Genomic DNA, 17317 nt, shown 5'->3' with positions numbered 1-17317 from the left:
ATACGACTTCATAAATCTCGATTCTCGCGCATTCTACCTGACATGCAGCGCGAGTCAGGGCCCCGACCCTCGCACATTGCAGTAATTCTTCGCGCATGAACGCCGCTCGCGTCATGCATTGAAATAGATTCCTGCGGATTTGGATGATTACGCACATCATACATCATAGACACCAACATAGGATAATCCCGAATAAGACAAATACTTTACCAGATGCGTCAGAAACTCAGGCAGGTTTTCACTAGTAAGAGAAGGATTATTCCCATGCTCCGCGAACTTACTATGGACGAGATTGGCTTCGTGGCGGGTGGCCGCATGCAGGACCGCAGCCCCATGCCGAAGCCCACGGGCCCGGACGTGACCTCGGATGTCGGCGGCGGCGGCGGCATCAACGTCTGGAGCGGCGGCGGCGTGTCGGTCGGCGTGGGTCCGGTGGGCGGCTTCCCTCCGAACGGCGGCGTCGTGACCGTTACCATCGGCGGAAGCTCCGGCAGCAGCAGCACCAACAGCGGCACCGACTGGGCTGCAAAGGCCGAAGCTCAGCGCATCGAGAACGAAATCTATTCAGGCTCGCCCAAAGACTGAGGATGGCAACTGAAATTCCAACCGTTGAAGTGGGTGGCGGCATGTTCGCCACCCACCGTTTCGAGAAGGTCAGACCTGCATGAAGCGTGTCCTTCCCCTGGCCATCGCGAAGCTCTGCCTCGGCTTGTCCCCCTCACTCGCCCAGGCCCAGGTGCAGACCCCGGCCCAACCCGAAGCGCGCTTTGGCTTCAATGCCACCCAGGCCATGCAGTGGCTCCCGCTCTCCAGCGACGCGAGGTACGGTATCATCGTTCCGGTGACCGTGAACGGACAGGCAACCTATGCCAATATCGACACCGGTTCGACCGTGTCGGATGTGGCGGTGATTTCCTCTGCGCTCTTGCCCGCTACCGGCGGGACCAAGAACGCGAAGACCATCTCAGCCAATGGATATGGCGGTGTCAGCCACTATCCTATCCGGCGCGCCGATAGCCTCGTGATCGGCGGAATCACACTACTCAATCAACCAGTGGCGGTGACCGATCACCCCCTTTCACTGGACAAGCGCGTCGGCGTCACGATCGGCATCAAGATGCTCATGGGCCTCACGTTGCAGGTCGATTGGGAGAATCGCCGCGCCCGCTTCCTGCTCGGCGGCGACCTGCCGAAGGATGCCGACACCGTGACGGTGGCGATCGAGACACGAACCCACCTCCCCATTGTCGACGCCGAGCTATGCGGAATCCCGGTCAAGGCATTGCTGGACACCGGCGCAAACGGCGACGTTCATCTGGTTCCCGAACAAGAGGGGCTATGGGAATGTGCCGCCCCGGTGCGCAGCAACATTCGCGGCATCGGTGCTGGCGGCCCGGTCATCAGCGAACTGGTAAGCGTGCCTGCGGTACGAATCGGGAAACGCCTGATGGGGCCGGCAACGGCATCGATCGACCCCGAAGGCGGGCCGCTTTCCAATCGTGGCATTCCCGCTTCGATCGGAACCGGATTGCTTCGACGATCCAACTTCGTGCTCGACGCAGGGAACAGCGCGCTGGCCTTCTACGGCTCCGACCGCACGGCCCGAGTCACCGATCGTCCGAGAATAGGCATCCAATACCGTCCCGACGGGAAGGGGCTGCTCATAACTCATATCATGAAGGCCTCGCCCGCTTCGCAGACGATCCTCAAACCCGGCGACCGGATCTGCTCGCTCAACGGCAGGACCATCGAAGCACTTGCGGGAAAATATGGCGACATCAGTCCCCCGGTCGGAAAGATCGCCAGGGTCGGCGTCTGCGCCGGTCCGACGGTTTCGATCCTGGCCAGCGACTATCTGGCCTTTCCGGGAGTCCCGGACATCGCCTTTCCAGCCGGAACTCCTGCGGTTCCCGAGCCGGCCGGTGTCGGCCGCGTCACCGAGGCCTTCGCCCGCTGCGTGAACCTGTCCGGCGAGGAGATGGCGGAGGCCTGCTCGATCGTGCTGAACGCGCCCAGGGTAGCGAATTTCTGGAAGGAAACCGCTCGCAAGCGGCAGGCGACGGCGTTTCCGAATGCCGCAACGCCGGGGATACCGTGACGCCGCCGCCGGCTGGACTATGCGCTTCACCAAGACCCGCCAGTTGCCCACCGGGATGCCGATCGCGTCCTCAGGCCAGAGCACGGCAGGATCATCCCAACGTCAATGGAGGAAGAGCCGGGAGAAAGTACGATTTGACCAAAGTCGCCTGAACATCATCCAAATTGTCATTCGTCAGAGAAGGATTATTCCCATGCTTCGCGAACTTACTATGGACGAGATTGGCTTCGTGGCGGGTGGCCGCATGCAGGACCGCAGCCCCATGCCGAAGCCCACGGGCCCGGACGTGACCTCGGATGTCGGCGGCGGCGGCGGCATCAACGTCTGGAGCGGCGGCGGCGTGTCGGTCGGCGTGGGTCCGGTGGGCGGCTTCCCCCCGAACGGCGGCGTCGTGACCGTTACCATCGGGGGCAGCTCCGGCAGCAGCAGCACCAACAGCGGCACCGACTGGGCTGCAAAGGCCGACGACCAGCGCGAAAGAAATGATCGCAACAGCGGCTCGCCCAACGACTAAGGGCCTCGTCTGAAATTTGGGCTGCTGAAGGTGGGCGGCCACATATTCGCCGCCCACCGTTTCGAGAAGGTCGGGTCGCCATGAATCCCATGCTCCCCTTGGTTATCGCAAGTCTCTGCCTCTTCATTTCCCTCCCGGTTGCCAGTGCTCAAACTCGGGCAGAGCCGGAGGCACGTTTCGGCTTCAACGCGACCAAGGCGGTGGAATGGCTTCCCCTCTCCGGCGACGAAGCCGACGGTATCCTCTTTCCCGTCACGGTGAACGGACAGGCGACCTATGCCGATATCGACACCGGCTCGACCGTGTCGGATGTGGCGCTGATTTCCTCCAAACTCGTGCCCCTGGCCAACGGGGCCAAGGATGGAAAGGCCATCTCAGCCAATGGATATGGCGGCGTCAGCCATTACCCTATCCGGCGCGCCGACAGCCTCGTGATCGGCGGAATCACACTACTCAATCAGCAGGTGGCGGTCACCGACAAGCCCCTGTCGCGGGACGAACGCGTCGGCGTCACGATCGGCATCAAGATGCTCATGGGCCTCACGTTGCAGGTCGATTGGGAGAATCGCCGCGCCCGCTTCCTGCTCGGCGGCGACCTGCCGAAGGATGCCGACACCGTGACGGTAGCGATCGAAACACGAACCCACCTCCCCATTGTCGATGCCGAGATATGCGGAATCCGGGTCCAGGCATTGCTCGACACCGGCACGGACAGCGACGTTCATCTCGTGCCCGAGCAGGAGAAGCTGTGGGAGTGCGCCGCGCCGGTGCGCAGCGACATTCGAGGCATCGGTGCCGGCGGCCCGGTCATCAAAGGGTTGGCCAGCTTGCCCGTGGTGCGCATCGGAGGACGTCCGATGGGACCGGTAACGGCATCGATCGACCCTGAGGGCGGGCCACTTTCCAGACGGGGTATTTCTGCTTCGGTCGGAACCGGATTGCTTCGCCGGTCCAACTTCGTGCTCGATGCAGGGAACAGTGCGCTGGCCTTCTACGGCTCCGACCGCACGGCCCGAGTCACCGATCGCACAAGAATAGGCATCCAATACCGTCCCGACGGGAAGGGGCTGCTGATAACCCATATCATGAAGGCTTCGCCGGCCTCGCAGACGATCCTCAAACCCGGCGACCGGATCTGCGCCCTCAATGGCAGGACGATCGAAGCACTTGCGGGAAAATATGGCGATATCAGTCCTCCGGTCGGAAAGATCGCCAGGGTCGGCGTCTGCGCCGGTCCGACGGTTTCGATCCTGGCCAGCGACTATCTGGCCTTTCCGGGAGTCCCGGACATCGCCTTTCCAGCCGGAACTCCTGCGGTTCCCGAGCCGGCCGGCGTCGGCCGCGTCACCGAGGCCTTCGCCCGCTGCGTGAACCTGTCCGGCGAGGAGATGGCGGAGGCCTGCTCGATCGTGCTGAACGCGCCCAGGGTAGCGAATTTCTGGAAGGAAACCGCTCGCAAGCGGCAGGCGACGGCGTTTCCGAATGCCGCAACGCCGGGGATACCGTGACGCCACTCCCGGATGGACCTGCGCTTCACTCAGGCCCGCCAGTTGCCCGCGGGGCTGCCGACCGCGTCCTGCGACTGGAGCGCGCCGGGATCATCCCGATGTCAACAGAAGAGGAGCCGGAAGAAGAGCACGATTTGACCAACCTCGCCTGACCATCAAGCATTTTGTCATCAGTCAGAGAAGGATATTTCCATGCTTCGCGAACTTACTATGGACGAGATTGGATCCGTAGCCGGCGGCCGCATGCAGGACCGCAGCCCCATGCCGAAGCCCACGGGCCCGGACGTGACCTCCGATGTCGGCGGCGGCGGTGGCGTCCAGATCTGGAGCGGCGGCGGCGTGTCGGTCGGCGTGGGTCCGGTGGGCGGCTTCCCCCCGAACGGCGGCGTCGTGACCGTTACCGTCGGTGGAAGCTCGGGCAGCAGCAGCGGCACCGACTGGGCTGCGGAAGCTGGACGCCTGCAAAGAGAAAATGATCGCGCCAGCGGCTCGCCCAACGACTGAACGCTTCGTCGGAAATTTGGACTGTTGCAGGTGGGCGGCAGCATATTCGCCGCCCACCGTTTCAAGAAGGTCGGGTCTTCATGAATCGCAAGCGCCCCTTGGTTATCGCAAGTCTCTACCTCTTCATGTCCCCTCACATCGCCAATGCTCAAGCCCAGGCCCAGCCCGAGGCGCGTTTCGGCTTCAACGCGACCAAGGCGATGGAATGGCTTCCCCTCTCCGGCGACGAAGCCGACGGTATCACCTTCCCCGTCACGGTGAACGGACAGGCGACCTATGCCGATATCGATACCGGCTCGACCGTATCCGACGTAGCGCTGATTTCCTCCAGACTCGTGCCCGTTGCCGATGGAACCGAGGATGGGAAGACCATCTCGGCCAAGGGATATGGCGGTGTCAGCCATTACCCTATCCGGCGGGCCGACAGCCTCGTGATCGGCGGTCTTACGCTCCTCAATCAGCAGGTGGCGGTCACCGACAAGCCCCTGTCGCGGGACGAACGCGTCGGCGTCACGATCGGCATCAAAATGCTCATGGGCCTCACGCTGCAGGTCGACTGGGAGAATCGCCGCGCCCGCTTCCTGCTGGGCGGCGACCTGCCGAAGGATGCGGACACCGTGACGGTGGCGATCGACACACGAACGCACTTTCCCTTTGTTGACATCGAGGCTTGCGGAATCCCGGTGAAGGCATTGCTGGACACCGGCAGCGACAGCGACATCCATCTGGCACCTGAACGGGAGAAACTGTGGGAATGTGCCGCTCCGGTGCGCAGCGACATCCGCAGCATCGGCGCCGGCGGCCCTGTCATCAGCGGACTGGCGAGCTTGCCCTCGGTCCGCATCGGGAGGCGTCCGATGGGGCCGGCAACGGCATCGATCGACCCTGAGGGCGGACCGCTTTCCGGATGGGGATTTCCTGCTTCGGTCGGAACCGGACTGCTTCGTCGGTCCAACTTCGTGCTCGATGCAGGGAACAGTGCCCTGGCCTTCTACGGCTCCGACCGCACGGCCCGAGTCACCGATCGCACAAGAATAGGCATCCAATACCGTCCCGACGGGAAGGGGCTGCTGATAACCCATATCATGAAGGCCTCGCCCGCCTCGCAGACGATCCTCAAACCCGGCGACCGGATCTGCTCGCTCAACGGCAGGACGATCGAAGCACTTGCGGGAAAATATGGCGACATCAGTCCCCCGGTCGGAAAAATCTCCAGGGTCGGGATCTGCGCCGGTCCGACGGTTTCGATCCTGGCCAGCGACTATCTGGCCTTTCCGGGAGTCCCGGACATCGCCTTTCCAGCCGGAACTCCTGCGGTTCCCGAGCCGGCCGGCGTCGGCCGCGTCACCGAGGCCTTCGCCCGCTGCGTGAACCTGTCCGGCGAGGAGATGGCGGAGGCCTGCTCGATCGTGCTGAACGCGCCCAGGGTAGCGAATTTCTGGAAGGAAACCGCTCGCAAGCGGCAGGCGACGGCGTTTCCGAACGCCGCAACGCCGGGGATACCTTGACGCCGCCGGCGGCTGGAGCGTCTCGATCCCACGGCCCCATGAAACGAGACGGACAGTGAGCCACCCAGGGGCGGCTCACTGTCCGTTACGGCGGGCTTAGAAACTGTAGCTCAGGTTCAACGAATAGACCCGGCCGGTTTCGATATAGCCGCCCTTGCGGTCGTTGGAGAGATAGGCCTGGCGCTGGCTGGTGGTCGCCCAATAGGTATGGGCGTTGAGCAGGTTCTCGATCGACGCACCAATCGAGACATGCTCTCCCAAGGTATAGCCGAGGATCAGGTTCATCTTCGACACGGGCTGGACATAGGTATCCGGCCGGCTGGAGCGCAGGTCATACAGCTTGTCGCCGGTATAATTGTAGTTGAGCGCGGCCTGGAAGCCGCCATGATTGTAGAACAGCTCGACATTATACATGATGCGCGGCGCCTGCGGCATGCGCTGGCCCCGCCACTGGCCGTTCACGAACACCTTGGCCTGGGCGCGCTGGAGCGTGATGTTGCCGCCAACGCCCAGCCCGTCGAACAGGCCCGGCAGATCGCGGAAACTGTACCGGCCGACCAGCTCGATGCCGTAGACGTCACCCTTTCCGCTGGTATCCAGCGTCGAGGTCTCCACGCCGTTCACCTTGATCGGGCTGCTGGTTCCCCAGACGTTGAGATCGCCGCCCGCATTGGTGGTGCCCGTCGAGAACAGCACATGGTTGATGCGCTTGTAATAGGGGCTGATCGAGAAGAAGTCGGTGCCCTCTCCCTTCAGCTCGATCGACGCATCGACGTTCCAGGCCGTCTGCGCGTCCAGGTTCGGATTGGGAATGAACACCGACAAGGTGCCGTCGTCGCTGAGCGAGACCTCCGTCGGCCCGAGCAGCAGGTCGAAGGCCGGGCGCGAATAGCTGCGGCGGACCGAAGCGCGATAGACGACGCGATCGTTCGGGCGATAGCTGGCGACCACGCTCGGCAGCCACTGGTTGTAGCTGCGCGCCGTGGTGACGAAGCCGTTGCCCGTCTTCTCGTTGCTCTGCCAATAGGTGCCCTCGAAGCGGTTATGCTCGAAGCGCACGCCCGGGATGACCGTCAGGTCGCCGGCACGGAAGGTCGCCATGGCATAGGCGCCGATGCGCTGCTCCTTGCCGTCGAGCCGGTTCTCCTTCAGCTTGACCGGGTTGAGGCCCGCGAGCTTCGGCGTCGACAGGCGGCGAATCTGGTCCTCGATATATTTGGTATCGAGCAGCTTGATCGGCACCTGGGCGGAATTGTGCATGAAGCCGCCCAGCATCTCGCCCGGAATGTCCGCCACCGACGGGCCCTGCGCGTTGTAGCGCGGGGCGTTGCTGCCGTTGGCCAGCGGGAAGAAATACTGGAGCGCGCCGTCATCGCCCAGGCTGTTCGCATAACGCTTCGTCCCTTCCGCCTTGGCGCCGGCGGCGATCGATTCGAGGCCCTGGTCGCCCAGCTTCCAGGTCGCGTCGAGCTGCCCCTCGAGGCGCCGCTCCCAGGTATTCTCGAACTGCTGCGTCACATACCATTGCTTCAGCGTCGAGAGATTGAGCAGGGCCGCGCGCGCCGCGTCGGTCAGCACCACCTGCGGGCTGGTGCGATCGCCGATGCTGGTCACCATCCGCGTGATCGCCAGGCCGCTATTGTCCGCAGTGCCGATATAGGGCTTCCCGGCGAAGCCCGACTGGACGCGCAGCGGATAATCCTGCTCGCCGCGCGAATAGGCGGCGCGATAGTCGAGCGTGAGGTTGCCGAGGCGCGACTGGCCGCCCAGCTTGGTCGAGAACAGCTCCTGGTTGGAGTGTTCGGTGCGGAAATAATGGGTGGCGGTCAGCCCGTAATCGGCGCGGAAGCCCGCCGCGTCATAGGATCCCGAATTGCCCGGATTGGGATTGATCTGGCCGGGGGCGAGATCGGTCTGGCGCAGCGCGGTCTGGTCCATCCAGCTCTTGAGCTTGTAGCGGCCATAGGTGGTGTAGGAATAGAGGTCGAGATCGTCCCCCTTCCAGTCGAGGTTCAGCGTGCCGCCCAGCCGCTCGATCCGGTTGCGGAAGACATTCCACTGCACGCCGCGCGGAGCGATATTGTCCAGATTGTCGCGGATCATTCCGGGAATCTTGTTGTCGTACTTCTCCCAGTCGTGCTGCATCGCAGTCGATTCACCCAGCGTGTGCTTCAGGCCGTAATAGACCGACGCATAGATGCCGAGATTGCCGAGGCGCTGCGCCGTTTCGATCTGCGCGGTGCCGCCCCAGGGATTCTGCCCGCGCGCCGCGGCCCGGCCGGCGACCTGGCCCTGCGCACGGATCTGCACATGGCCCGCCGGCAGGTTGAAGGCCGAGGCGGTGCGCAGGTCGAGCACGCCCGCGATCGCGTCGCCGTCGAAATTCGCGGTCGGCGCCTTGTTCACCCGCACTTCGGCGACCGAGAAGGGCGACAACAGGTTCATCGAGATGGCGCGGGTGCGCGCGTCGGTCTGCGCGAGGCGCACGCCGTCGAGCATATAGGCGTTGTAGGCGGTATCGAGCCCGCGGATCGACAGGTACTGCGCCTCTCCGGTCGCCGCCGCATTGCGCGACTGGTCCACCGAGGCGTTGATGCCGGGCATGCGCGTCAGCAGATCGGCCAGATTCTGTTGCGGCTGCGCGCGCAGTTCCTCGCCCGAGATGATCGAAACCAGCGACGAGCTGCGGATCTGCTCGTTCTGCGTGTCCTGAATGGCATGGCGGCGGCCGTTCACCACGATGTCGTCGTCGTCCTGCTTCTCGATGCGGTCCTTGTCGCGGTTCCCGCCGCGGTCCTGATCCGCCGCCGGCGCGGGAACGGGATCGGCCGGAGCGAGCGTCTCGGGGCCGGCCGGCGCCGCCCAGGCCGGGCCGGCGGCGAGCAGCGCCATCGCCGTGCCGGACAGAAGATGCAGCGCGCGAAGATGTGCCGGGAAAATGGTCATCATTGCTTACCCCCAAAGGAACTGGATCGCGGCGGTATCTCGTCCACCGCCGCCGGCCCGCTAGGGGCGGCCAATTACGCATTGATGACAAAATGACCGTATCAGTTATTTTTTGACCGTATCCTTGGGGATCAAATCGATTTCATTCGGCTATCGCGCGCAATGTCATCAAATTGACCCTTCAAGGCCGCATGAGCTCGCGAATGATTCGCCTGCCCCGCCCCGCGCTCATCCTCTTCGCCGGCGGCGCCATGCTGCTTCCCGGCCAGGCCCTTTCCGCCCCCGCACGGCCCCAGGGGCTTGCCGTCGAGCGAGTCGTGATCGTGATGCGCCATGGCATCCGCGCGCCGCTCGCCGGCGAAGTGCCGGAGCGCACCCGCACCGCCGCGCCATGGCCGCACTGGCCGGTGGCGGAGAGCCGCCTCACGCCGCACGGCATCCGGGCGCTCGAGACGGTCGCCGCCGCCGATCGCCGACGCTTCGTCGCCCAGCGCGTCCTGCCCCGGAATTGCGCGGCGCCCGGCGCGATCCGCATCCGGACCAACGTCTCCGACCGGACGATCGCCAGCGGCGAGGCCTATGGCCGCGGCATTGCCCCGGGCTGCGGAATCGCGGCGGAGCATCTGAAGGCGGGGGAGATCGATCCGATCTTCGAGCCCCTGCGCGCCGGCGCAACCCGCTTCGACGCGAACCGGGCCGTGGCCGCGATCGAGCGGTTCACCGGCGGAGCGGCGGCGCTCACGGCACGGCACGCCGCCGCGATCGCCCTGCTCGACCGCATATTGGGATGCGCCCCGCGCGATATGGGCTGCACGCCGAACCTGCCGGCCCAGGTCCGCCCCGCGCCCGATGGCCGGGGGATCGAGCTGCAGGGGCCGATCCGCGACACCTCCGGCATCGCGCAGGTGCTGCTGCTGCAATATGTCGAGGGACTGCCGCTACGCGACACCGGCTGGGGGCGTGCCGATCCCGCGGCGCTCACCCGGCTCGGCGCGCTCCATGCCGCGCTGTTCGACGTCTTCACGCGCTCGCCGTACATGGCCTCGCACCAGGCCGCGATCCTCGGACGGCATGTGCTGGAGACGCTCGCCGATCCGGCCGGCCCGCGCATCGAAGTGCTGATGGGCCATGACACCAACGTCACCGCGCTCGCGGCGGCCCTGCGGACCAGCCTGAGCGCGCCCGGCTATGCGACCGACGACGTGCCGCCGGGCGGCGCGATCCTGGTCGAGCAGTTGCGCGACCGGAAATCGGGCCGGCGCTTCATCCGCCTCTCCTATCGCACGCAGTCGCCCCAGGTGCTGCGGCAAGGCGGCACGGCGGTGTCGATCGGTTCGCTGAGGATGGCGGGGTGCGCCCGCCTCTGCCCGGCCGGCCGCTTCGCGCGGATATTGCGCAGCCGCCTGGCCGACTGATCGCGCCGTTCAGGCGACCACCCATTCCGTGCGGGTCAACGCCGCCTCATAGCCATCGGGCGGCGGACAATCGGCCACGACGATGCCGACCGACTGGAAATCCGCGACGGCCAGCGTGCCGTGCCGCCCGAATTTCGAGGAATCGACTGCGATCAGCACGCTTCGCGCCCGCGATACCATCAGCCGGCAGACCCGCGCCTCCCCGGCATGATAGGAAGTGAAGCCGTGATCGAGGTTCATGGCCTCGACCGAGATGATGGCGAGCGAAGGGGTGAACAACGACAGATAGTCGGTCGCCGTCTGGTCGAAACAGGCGCGATAGTCATAGTCCATCTCGCCGCCGGCCAGCAGCACCCGGTTGCCGTTGCGCCCGCCAAGCTCGGTCGCCACCCCCACCGCATTGGTGATGACCGTCAGGTCGCGATGATCGCGCAGGGCCTGCGCGACATAATGGCCCGTCGTGCTCGCATCGATATAGATCGTCTGCCCATCCGCCACGAGCGGCGCGACGGCACAGCCGATGCGGCGCTTCGCATCGGCATTGCGCTGGAGCCGCACGGCGAAGGATCCCTCGGTCTCCACCCGCGCCAGCCGCACCGTGCCGTGCGCGCGCGTCACCTGGCCGCCGGGCTCGAGTGCGCGAATCTCCCGCCTTATCGTCTCGTCGGACACGTCGAGCGCCTTGGAAAGCGCCGGCACGCTCCACACATCGCCCGCCGCCAGCAGCTCCAGCAGCCTTTGCTGCCGGCGAAAACGCTTGCTCATCATCATTCCATGGTTGGGAAGTCGAACGCTCGAAGGCGGCAAGCTAGCGCCCGCCGGGAAATGGTCAACAATCGATCGGATTACGCGAGGATGTAATCAAGATCGGGCAATCGACGGTCATGAAGAGCACTCATATCGACCGCCGCACCTTCGTGGCCAGCGCCGGCGCCCTGGCTGCCGCGCCCGCGACGCTCGCCATGCCCGTCCGCGCGCGCGGCACGCTCGCGGATGTCGAGCATGTGGTGATCCTGATGCAGGAAAATCGCTCGTTCGATCATTATTTCGGCACGCTGCGGGGCGTGCGCGGCTTCGCCGATCCGCGCCCGGCCATGCTGCCCTCGGGCCGGACCGTCTGGGAGCAGCGGCAGGACGACAAGGACGGCGGCGCGATCGTCCGCCCCTTCCATCTCGATACCCGCGCGACCGCCGCCGGCTGCCTGCAGAGCCTCGATCACAGCTGGAAGGGAAGCCACGCCCGGTGGAAGGACTGGGACGTCTGGATGCCCGAGAAGGGCCCGTTCGCAATGGGCTATATGACGCGGGCCGACCTGCCCTATTATTATGCGCTCGCCGATCAGTTCACCATCGCGGACGCCTATCACTGCTCGGTCCACGGGCCGACCGGGCCCAACCGCCTCTATCACTGGACCGGCACCAGCGGCCTGACCGTCGGGCGCGACGGCGCGTTCATCGTCTCCAATGACGGCGTCGATCCGAACGAGACCGCCGATATGGGCCGCGACGATCCGAAGGCGCATGCGCTGGACTGGACGCCCTATGCCGCCCGCCTCTCGGCTGCGGGGGTCCGGTGGAAGCTCTATCAGGAATATGACAATTACGGCGACAATCCCCTGGCGCTGTTCGCCCGGTATCGCGGGATCGGGAAGGAGACCGCCGAATATGCGGCGGCGCGCGCCTGGGTGGAGGGATCGACGCGCGCGAACGCGGGCACGTCGCGCGGGGAGCATCTGGTAAGCGCCTTCGCCGCCGACGTGGCGGCGGACCGCCTGCCGCAAGTGGCGTGGATCGTCGCGCCCTTCCATATGTGCGAGCATCCCGATGCGCCGCCCGCTTATGGCCAGGCGCTCAGCGCCCGGCTCATCGCCGCGCTCGCCGCCAATCCGGAGGTCTGGGCCAAGACCGTCTTCATCCTGAACTATGACGAGAATGACGGCTTTTTCGACCATATGAGCCCGCCGCTTCCGGCCACGCTGCCGGGCATGGGCGCGAGCACGGTCGCGCTGGACGGCGAGGACTATCGCGGCCAGCCGGTCGGCCTGGGGCCGCGCGTGCCGATGCTGATCGCCTCGCCATGGACGCGGGGCGGCTGGGTGAATTCGGAGCTGGCCGACCACACTTCGGTCCTGCGTTTCCTCGAGCGTCGCTTCGGAGTGCTGGAGCCCAATATCAGCCCATGGCGGCGCGCGGTGTGCGGCGACCTGCTGTCGATGTTCGATTTCGATCTGTCGCCCGCCGCGCGCCGGGACATGGCGTGGCTCGCGGCGCTGCCGCCCGTGGACGGCTATGTCGCCGCCAGCGATGCGGCCTGCCGCCAGGCGAAGCCGGTGGTGGCCGAGGCACCGCCGCCCGCCCGGCAGGAGCCGGGCACGCGCCCGGCCCGCGCCCTGCCCTATGATCTCCAGGTGGAGCCGCGCTGGGAGGCCGACCGGCTGCGCCTGACCTTCCGCAACCGCGGCACGCGCGCGGCGGTATTCTGCGTCACCGGCAGCGGCGACGATCACGGCCCGCGCCACTATACCGTGGGCGCGGGCCGGTCGCTCGACGACAGCTGGCCCGTCGACATCGCCGCGCGGCGCACGCTCACCGTGACCGGTCCCAATGGTTTCCATCGCTCGATCATGACGGGCACGCGCTTCACCAGCCATGCCGAGCGCGTCGGCGCGGCAACGCACGTCCATCTCGCCAATCGCGATACGGCGCCGGTGGACCTGCGCATCGCCTCGCGCCACGCCGCCCCGAGCAGCAGTCGGCTTCGCCTGGCCCCCGGGGAGGAAGCGACGGTGCAGCTGGCGGTGCTGGCCGCGCATCGCTGGTATGACGTGCGCGTCGAGGCGGGCGACGGCACCGTCCACGGGCTCGCCGGGCATTGGGAAACCGGCGCGCCGGGCATCAGCGAGCCGATGACGGGAGCGCCGGCATGATGCGCGCGCTGGCTTTGCTGGCGCTCGTCGCCGGTACGGGGGCGGCTTCCGCGCCGCGCGGCGACCTGCGGCTCGACCAGGTGCAGCTCATCGGCTCGCACAACAGCTATCGCCCCTATCCTTCGCCGCAGCTGCGCGCCCGGCTTGCCGGTGCCGGTGCGGCGGAATGGGCGGGCCTTGCCTATGGCCATCCGCCGCTCGAGGCGCAGCTTGCCCTCGGCCTGCGCCAGCTCGAGCTGGACGTCGCGCCCGATCCTGCGGGCGGCGCCTATGCCGCTCCCTATGGCAGCGCCGATGCCGAGAGCCGCCGGATCATGGCCGCGCCGGGCGCCAAGGTGCTGCACATCCCCGGCTTCGACACCGAGACTCATTGCCTGACCCTCCGCCTGTGCCTGGCGACTCTGCGGCACTGGTCGGAGCGGCATCCGGGCCATGGGCCGGTCATGGTCCTGATCAACACCGGGGACGCCGGCGGCGCGCGCTTCGATGCCGGCAACCTGGCCGCGCTCGATGCCGACATCCTGGCGGAGATCGGACGCGAGCGGCTCGTCACGCCCGACGATGTTCGGCGCACGCTGCCGACGCTGCGCGCCGCGGCGACCGCGCGCCGCTGGCCGAGCCTGGCGCGGGCGGCCGGCCGCTTCCTGTTCGTGCTCGACGGCAGCACGGCGCATGAAGAGGCCTATCGCGTCGGTCATCCGTCGCTGCGCGGCCGGGCGATGTTCGGCTTCTATCCCGAGGATGCGGACGAGGCGGCGGTTTTCAACATCCAGGACCCGATTGCGGAGGGCGAACGTATCCATCGACTCGTCCGCGCCGGATTTATCGTCCGCACTCGCGCGGATGCGGGCCTGAAGGAAGCGCGCGCCGCCGATCGCCGGCGGCTCGACGCCGCCATCGCCTCGGGCGCGCAATGGGTCAGCAGCGACCTGTACGAAGGCGCCACCAACCCGGAACGGCTCGCCTATCGCGCCGCGCTGCCGGGCGGGGTCCTGGTGCGCTGCGATCCCGTCACCGCGCGGTGTTGAGGCGCCAGGGCAAGCGAAACCCGCGCTTCTCGCCGCCAAATGCCCGCAGCGCCAGCGAGACCAGCACGGCGCTTCCGGCGATGCCGGCATGGATCGCCCAGAATGTCGCCGCCGGCAGCCGCTCGTACAGGGCGCCCAGCGAACCGACCACCAGATTGGCGAAGAAGCCATGCAGGTAGAATATGCCGACCATCACGCCCGCGAGCCGTTGCGGCGTCGCGCCGGTGATGATCGCCAGCCCCGCCGGCCAGACCAGCGCCACGCCGAGATCGAGCAGCAGCAGCACCGCCAGCGGCCCCGCCGTCGAACGCAGCCCCGTTCCCGCCACCAGCGCGAGCAGGCCATAGCCGAGCATGATCGCCGCGCAGCCCATGGCGAGCCGATCCCAGTCCCGCAGCGATGCGAGCCATCGCCATCGCATCGTCAGGATGACCATCAGGATGGTGAAGACGCCGTCCGCCGAGGCGAACCAGGCCGGCGGCACGGGCAGTCCCCAGACCGTCGGGCGGATCGCGTCCGCCACCCATAGCAGGAAGATGTTGGACACCTGCTCATAGGCACAGAAGGCGAGGATGACGACGAGGATCGCCCCGATCGCCGTCACCGGCCGATAGGCGCGGTCCTCCCCCGGCGCCGGGCGCGCGCGCACGCGCTGCGGCGTGGCCGGAATGGTGAGATAAAGGCCGAGCCCGGCCAGCATGGCGACGCCTGCGGCCCCAAAGGCATAGCCCCAGCCGAGCGCCTGGGCGAGCAGCCCACACACCAGCGGCCCCAGCATCACGCCGATGTTGAGAAAGGCCAGATAGATCGCGAACGCCCGGTCCCGCCGGCCGTCCGGCGCGGGGAAGAGCTCGCCGACCTGCGCGGCGAGATTGCCCTTGAGCAGTCCCGTGCCCAGGATGAGCAGCAGCAGCGCCGGCAGCAGCAGATAGGGGTCGGTCAACAGGAGGTGGCCGCAGGCGATGAGCACCGCGCCGGCCACCACCGCCGCGCGCCGGCCGACAAGGCGATCGCCCGCCAGGCCGCCCAGCGGCAGCACGAAATAGGTCAGCGCCGCGTAGAGCCCATAGATGTTGGACCCCAAGGCGATGGGAGACAACGGCCCCCACAGGGTCTCGAGCATCGCGCGCAGCCCCGCCATGCCCCAGGGGAGCCTGGCGCCATCGGCCAGCACCTCCCGGACCAGGTAGAGCGTCAGCAACGCCTTCATGCCGTGGAGCGAGAAACGCTCCCACAATTCCGTGCCGGCCAATCTGTAGAAGACAGGCCAGGTTGCCGGCCCTGCCTGTGCATTTCCCGCGATACCCATGGGCCCAGGCCTATGCGGAACGAATATAACAGGCGCGGGTCGGCTGCGTGACAAGCCACGTAACCAACCCGGGCTCAGCCCATCCGGGCGCGCGCTCCCCCTCCTGGCGCGCTCACCCGGCCAAGGGGACGGAGAGGAGCTTGGGGTGGGTCCGGGCGAGGTGCAGGATCAGTTCGCCGAACAGGCCGTTGGCCCAGGCAAACCAGTCACGCGTGAACTTGGCGGCGTCGTCCTTGTGGAATGCCTCATGCATGAAGCCGGTGCCGGCATGGGTAGCCTTCAAGGTGCGCAGGCATGCGAGGATGGTCGCATCGTCGCCGGAGGACAGCGCCCGCACGATCAGCGACATCGGCCAGATGAAGTCCTCGCCCTGGTGCGGCCCGCCAATGCCTTCGCCGGCCTTGCCGCGGAAGAACCAGGGATTGGCCGGGCTCCACGCCGCATCGCGCGTGCGCCGCCAGCGCGCATCGTTCGCCGACACGCAGCCGAGCCAGGCCAGACCCGAGAGCGAAGGCACATTGGCGTCGTCCATGAACAGCGCGTTGCCATAGCCATCGACTTCATAGGCCCAGACTTCGCGCCCGTCCGGCAGGGTCATCGCCCCGTGGCGGGCGAGCGCCTGCTCGACTTCATCCGCCAGCGCCGCCGCGTCCCGCGCCAACGCGGCGTCGCCGCGTGCCTCGCTCGCCACGGCCGCCAACTCGCGCAGGGCAGTCATCGCGAACAGGTTGGCGGGCACGAACAACGGGAAGATGCAGGCGTCGTCCGAGGGGCGGAAGGCCGAATGGATCAGCCCGACCTTGCGGGTCGGCAGGCCGAGGCCGGCCTGCAGCGTCTCGCTCGGCTGCTTGTTGGTGCGCTGGAACTTGTAGGGGCCGGGCCCGTCCTTGCGCTGCTGCTCGCGGAAAGTGCGCACGATCGCCCGGGCGCTCTCGGCCCAGGTGGCATCGAACGGGGCCTTGTCCCCCGTCTCGCGCCAATAGCCATAAGCGAGGCGCACGACATAGCAGAGCGAATCGATCTCCCATTTCCGCTCGGCGACGCCCGGCCGCATCTCCGTATCGTCTTCCTTCGCCCAGACCAGCGAGGTCTTCTCGTCGGGATTGTGCATGAAGGCATTGGCATAGGGATCGATCAGGACCGACCGCGCATGGCGGCCGATCAATCCGCGGAACAGCTCGCGCAACCCGGCATCCTGCTTCGCCAGGTGGAGATAGGGGCGGACCTGCGCGGCCGAATCGCGCAGCCACAGGCACGGGATGTCGCCGGTGATCACGAAGGCGTCCGGCTTGCCCTCCACGGTGCCCATCGCGACCGTCGTGTCGAGCGTGTTGGGGTAGCAGTTGCCGAACAGCCAGGCGAGTTCGGGGTCGGCGATCATCCCGGAAACCCGGGCGATCTCGCGCTCCACTGCCTGGTTCACGAACCGCCGCTCGGCAACCGGCGGGCGCTTGCTGGCGAACCCGGCTGCCCGGGCGACGCCGACCCGGCCCAGCATCGCCGAAGTCGCGATCCCGCCGCCGGCCGCGAGCACCGCTCGCCTTGTGATGTCCATTACCG

Annotated in this window: 13 protein-coding genes; 9 read left to right on the top strand and 4 right to left on the bottom strand. The window is 66.8% G+C overall.

The annotated features are described in order from the left end of the window. Positions 1-264: 264 nt before the first annotated feature. The 6 genes from ACIQCS_RS16440 to ACIQCS_RS16415 all read left to right on the top strand — a co-directional run bounded on the left by ACIQCS_RS16440 (position 265) and on the right by ACIQCS_RS16415 (position 6132). Complete coding sequence (locus tag ACIQCS_RS16440) at positions 265-585, top strand: hypothetical protein (RefSeq protein ID WP_345847075.1); 321 nt, start codon at positions 265-267, stop codon at positions 583-585. A 79-nt stretch (positions 586-664) separates the two neighbouring features. Then, on the top strand, positions 665-2098 hold the full coding sequence (locus ACIQCS_RS16435; RefSeq protein WP_345847076.1) for an aspartyl protease family protein: 1434 nt from the start codon (positions 665-667) through the stop codon (positions 2096-2098). Between the two features lie 193 nt (positions 2099-2291). Beyond that, positions 2292-2612 carry a hypothetical protein gene (locus tag ACIQCS_RS16430; protein ID WP_345847078.1) on the top strand — a complete coding sequence of 107 codons (321 nt, stop codon included), beginning with the start codon at positions 2292-2294 and terminating at the stop codon, positions 2610-2612. Positions 2613-2692: 80 nt separating this feature from the next. Beyond that, the gene (locus tag ACIQCS_RS16425) at positions 2693-4120 is read left to right on the top strand and encodes an aspartyl protease family protein (protein WP_345847080.1); all 1428 of its coding nucleotides are present in this window, start codon (positions 2693-2695) and stop codon (positions 4118-4120) included. Between the two features lie 261 nt (positions 4121-4381). Continuing rightward, positions 4382-4624: a hypothetical protein gene (locus ACIQCS_RS16420; protein ID WP_345847083.1), complete on the top strand. Its 243-nt coding sequence runs from the start codon at positions 4382-4384 to the stop codon at positions 4622-4624. Between the two features lie 80 nt (positions 4625-4704). Further along, positions 4705-6132, top strand: coding sequence for an aspartyl protease family protein (locus ACIQCS_RS16415; RefSeq protein ID WP_345847086.1), 1428 nt, complete (start codon positions 4705-4707; stop codon positions 6130-6132). A 96-nt stretch (positions 6133-6228) separates the two neighbouring features. On the opposite strand, the gene ACIQCS_RS16410 is transcribed toward ACIQCS_RS16415, so the two are convergent. Further along, positions 6229-9081 (bottom strand): TonB-dependent receptor, encoded by a 2853-nt coding sequence (locus tag ACIQCS_RS16410; RefSeq protein WP_345847088.1) that lies wholly within the window; start codon positions 9079-9081, stop codon positions 6229-6231. Positions 9082-9281: 200 nt separating this feature from the next. Here ACIQCS_RS16410 and ACIQCS_RS16405 point away from each other — a divergent pair, with 200 nt between their 5' ends. Continuing rightward, positions 9282-10493, top strand: a complete 1212-nt coding sequence (locus ACIQCS_RS16405) for a histidine-type phosphatase (protein ID WP_345847089.1) — start codon at positions 9282-9284, stop codon at positions 10491-10493. 9 nt (positions 10494-10502) lie between these two features. On the opposite strand, the gene ACIQCS_RS16400 is transcribed toward ACIQCS_RS16405, so the two are convergent. Continuing rightward, a complete protein-coding gene (locus ACIQCS_RS16400) occupies positions 10503-11258 on the bottom strand; it encodes a DeoR/GlpR family DNA-binding transcription regulator (protein WP_345847092.1) in 756 nt (251 codons plus the stop codon). Between the two features lie 119 nt (positions 11259-11377). Here ACIQCS_RS16400 and ACIQCS_RS16395 point away from each other — a divergent pair, with 119 nt between their 5' ends. Both ACIQCS_RS16395 and ACIQCS_RS16390 read left to right on the top strand, forming a co-directional pair. Beyond that, positions 11378-13420 (top strand): phosphocholine-specific phospholipase C, encoded by a 2043-nt coding sequence (locus ACIQCS_RS16395; RefSeq protein ID WP_345847094.1) that lies wholly within the window; start codon positions 11378-11380, stop codon positions 13418-13420. Continuing rightward, positions 13417-14448 (top strand): Ca2+-dependent phosphoinositide-specific phospholipase C, encoded by a 1032-nt coding sequence (locus ACIQCS_RS16390; protein WP_345847096.1) that lies wholly within the window; start codon positions 13417-13419, stop codon positions 14446-14448. The genes ACIQCS_RS16395 and ACIQCS_RS16390 overlap by 4 nt, the downstream gene beginning before the upstream one ends. Here the strand turns inward: ACIQCS_RS16390 and ACIQCS_RS16385 are convergent. Together ACIQCS_RS16385 and ACIQCS_RS16380 are read right to left on the bottom strand one after the other, a co-directional pair. Next, positions 14432-15757 (bottom strand): MFS transporter, encoded by a 1326-nt coding sequence (locus ACIQCS_RS16385; RefSeq protein WP_345847098.1) that lies wholly within the window; start codon positions 15755-15757, stop codon positions 14432-14434. The two genes, ACIQCS_RS16390 and ACIQCS_RS16385, sit on opposite strands and share 17 nt — an antisense overlap. Positions 15758-15869: 112 nt before the next feature. Beyond that, positions 15870-17312: a glycoside hydrolase family 125 protein gene (locus ACIQCS_RS16380; protein ID WP_345847100.1), complete on the bottom strand. Its 1443-nt coding sequence runs from the start codon at positions 17310-17312 to the stop codon at positions 15870-15872. Positions 17313-17317 lie beyond the last annotated feature (5 nt).

It is taken from the genome of Sphingomonas sp. NPDC092440 (genome assembly GCF_044754985.1).
GTDB lineage: Bacteria > Pseudomonadota > Alphaproteobacteria > Sphingomonadales > Sphingomonadaceae > Sphingomonas.
This window is presented reverse-complemented; position numbering and strand designations above follow the sequence as displayed.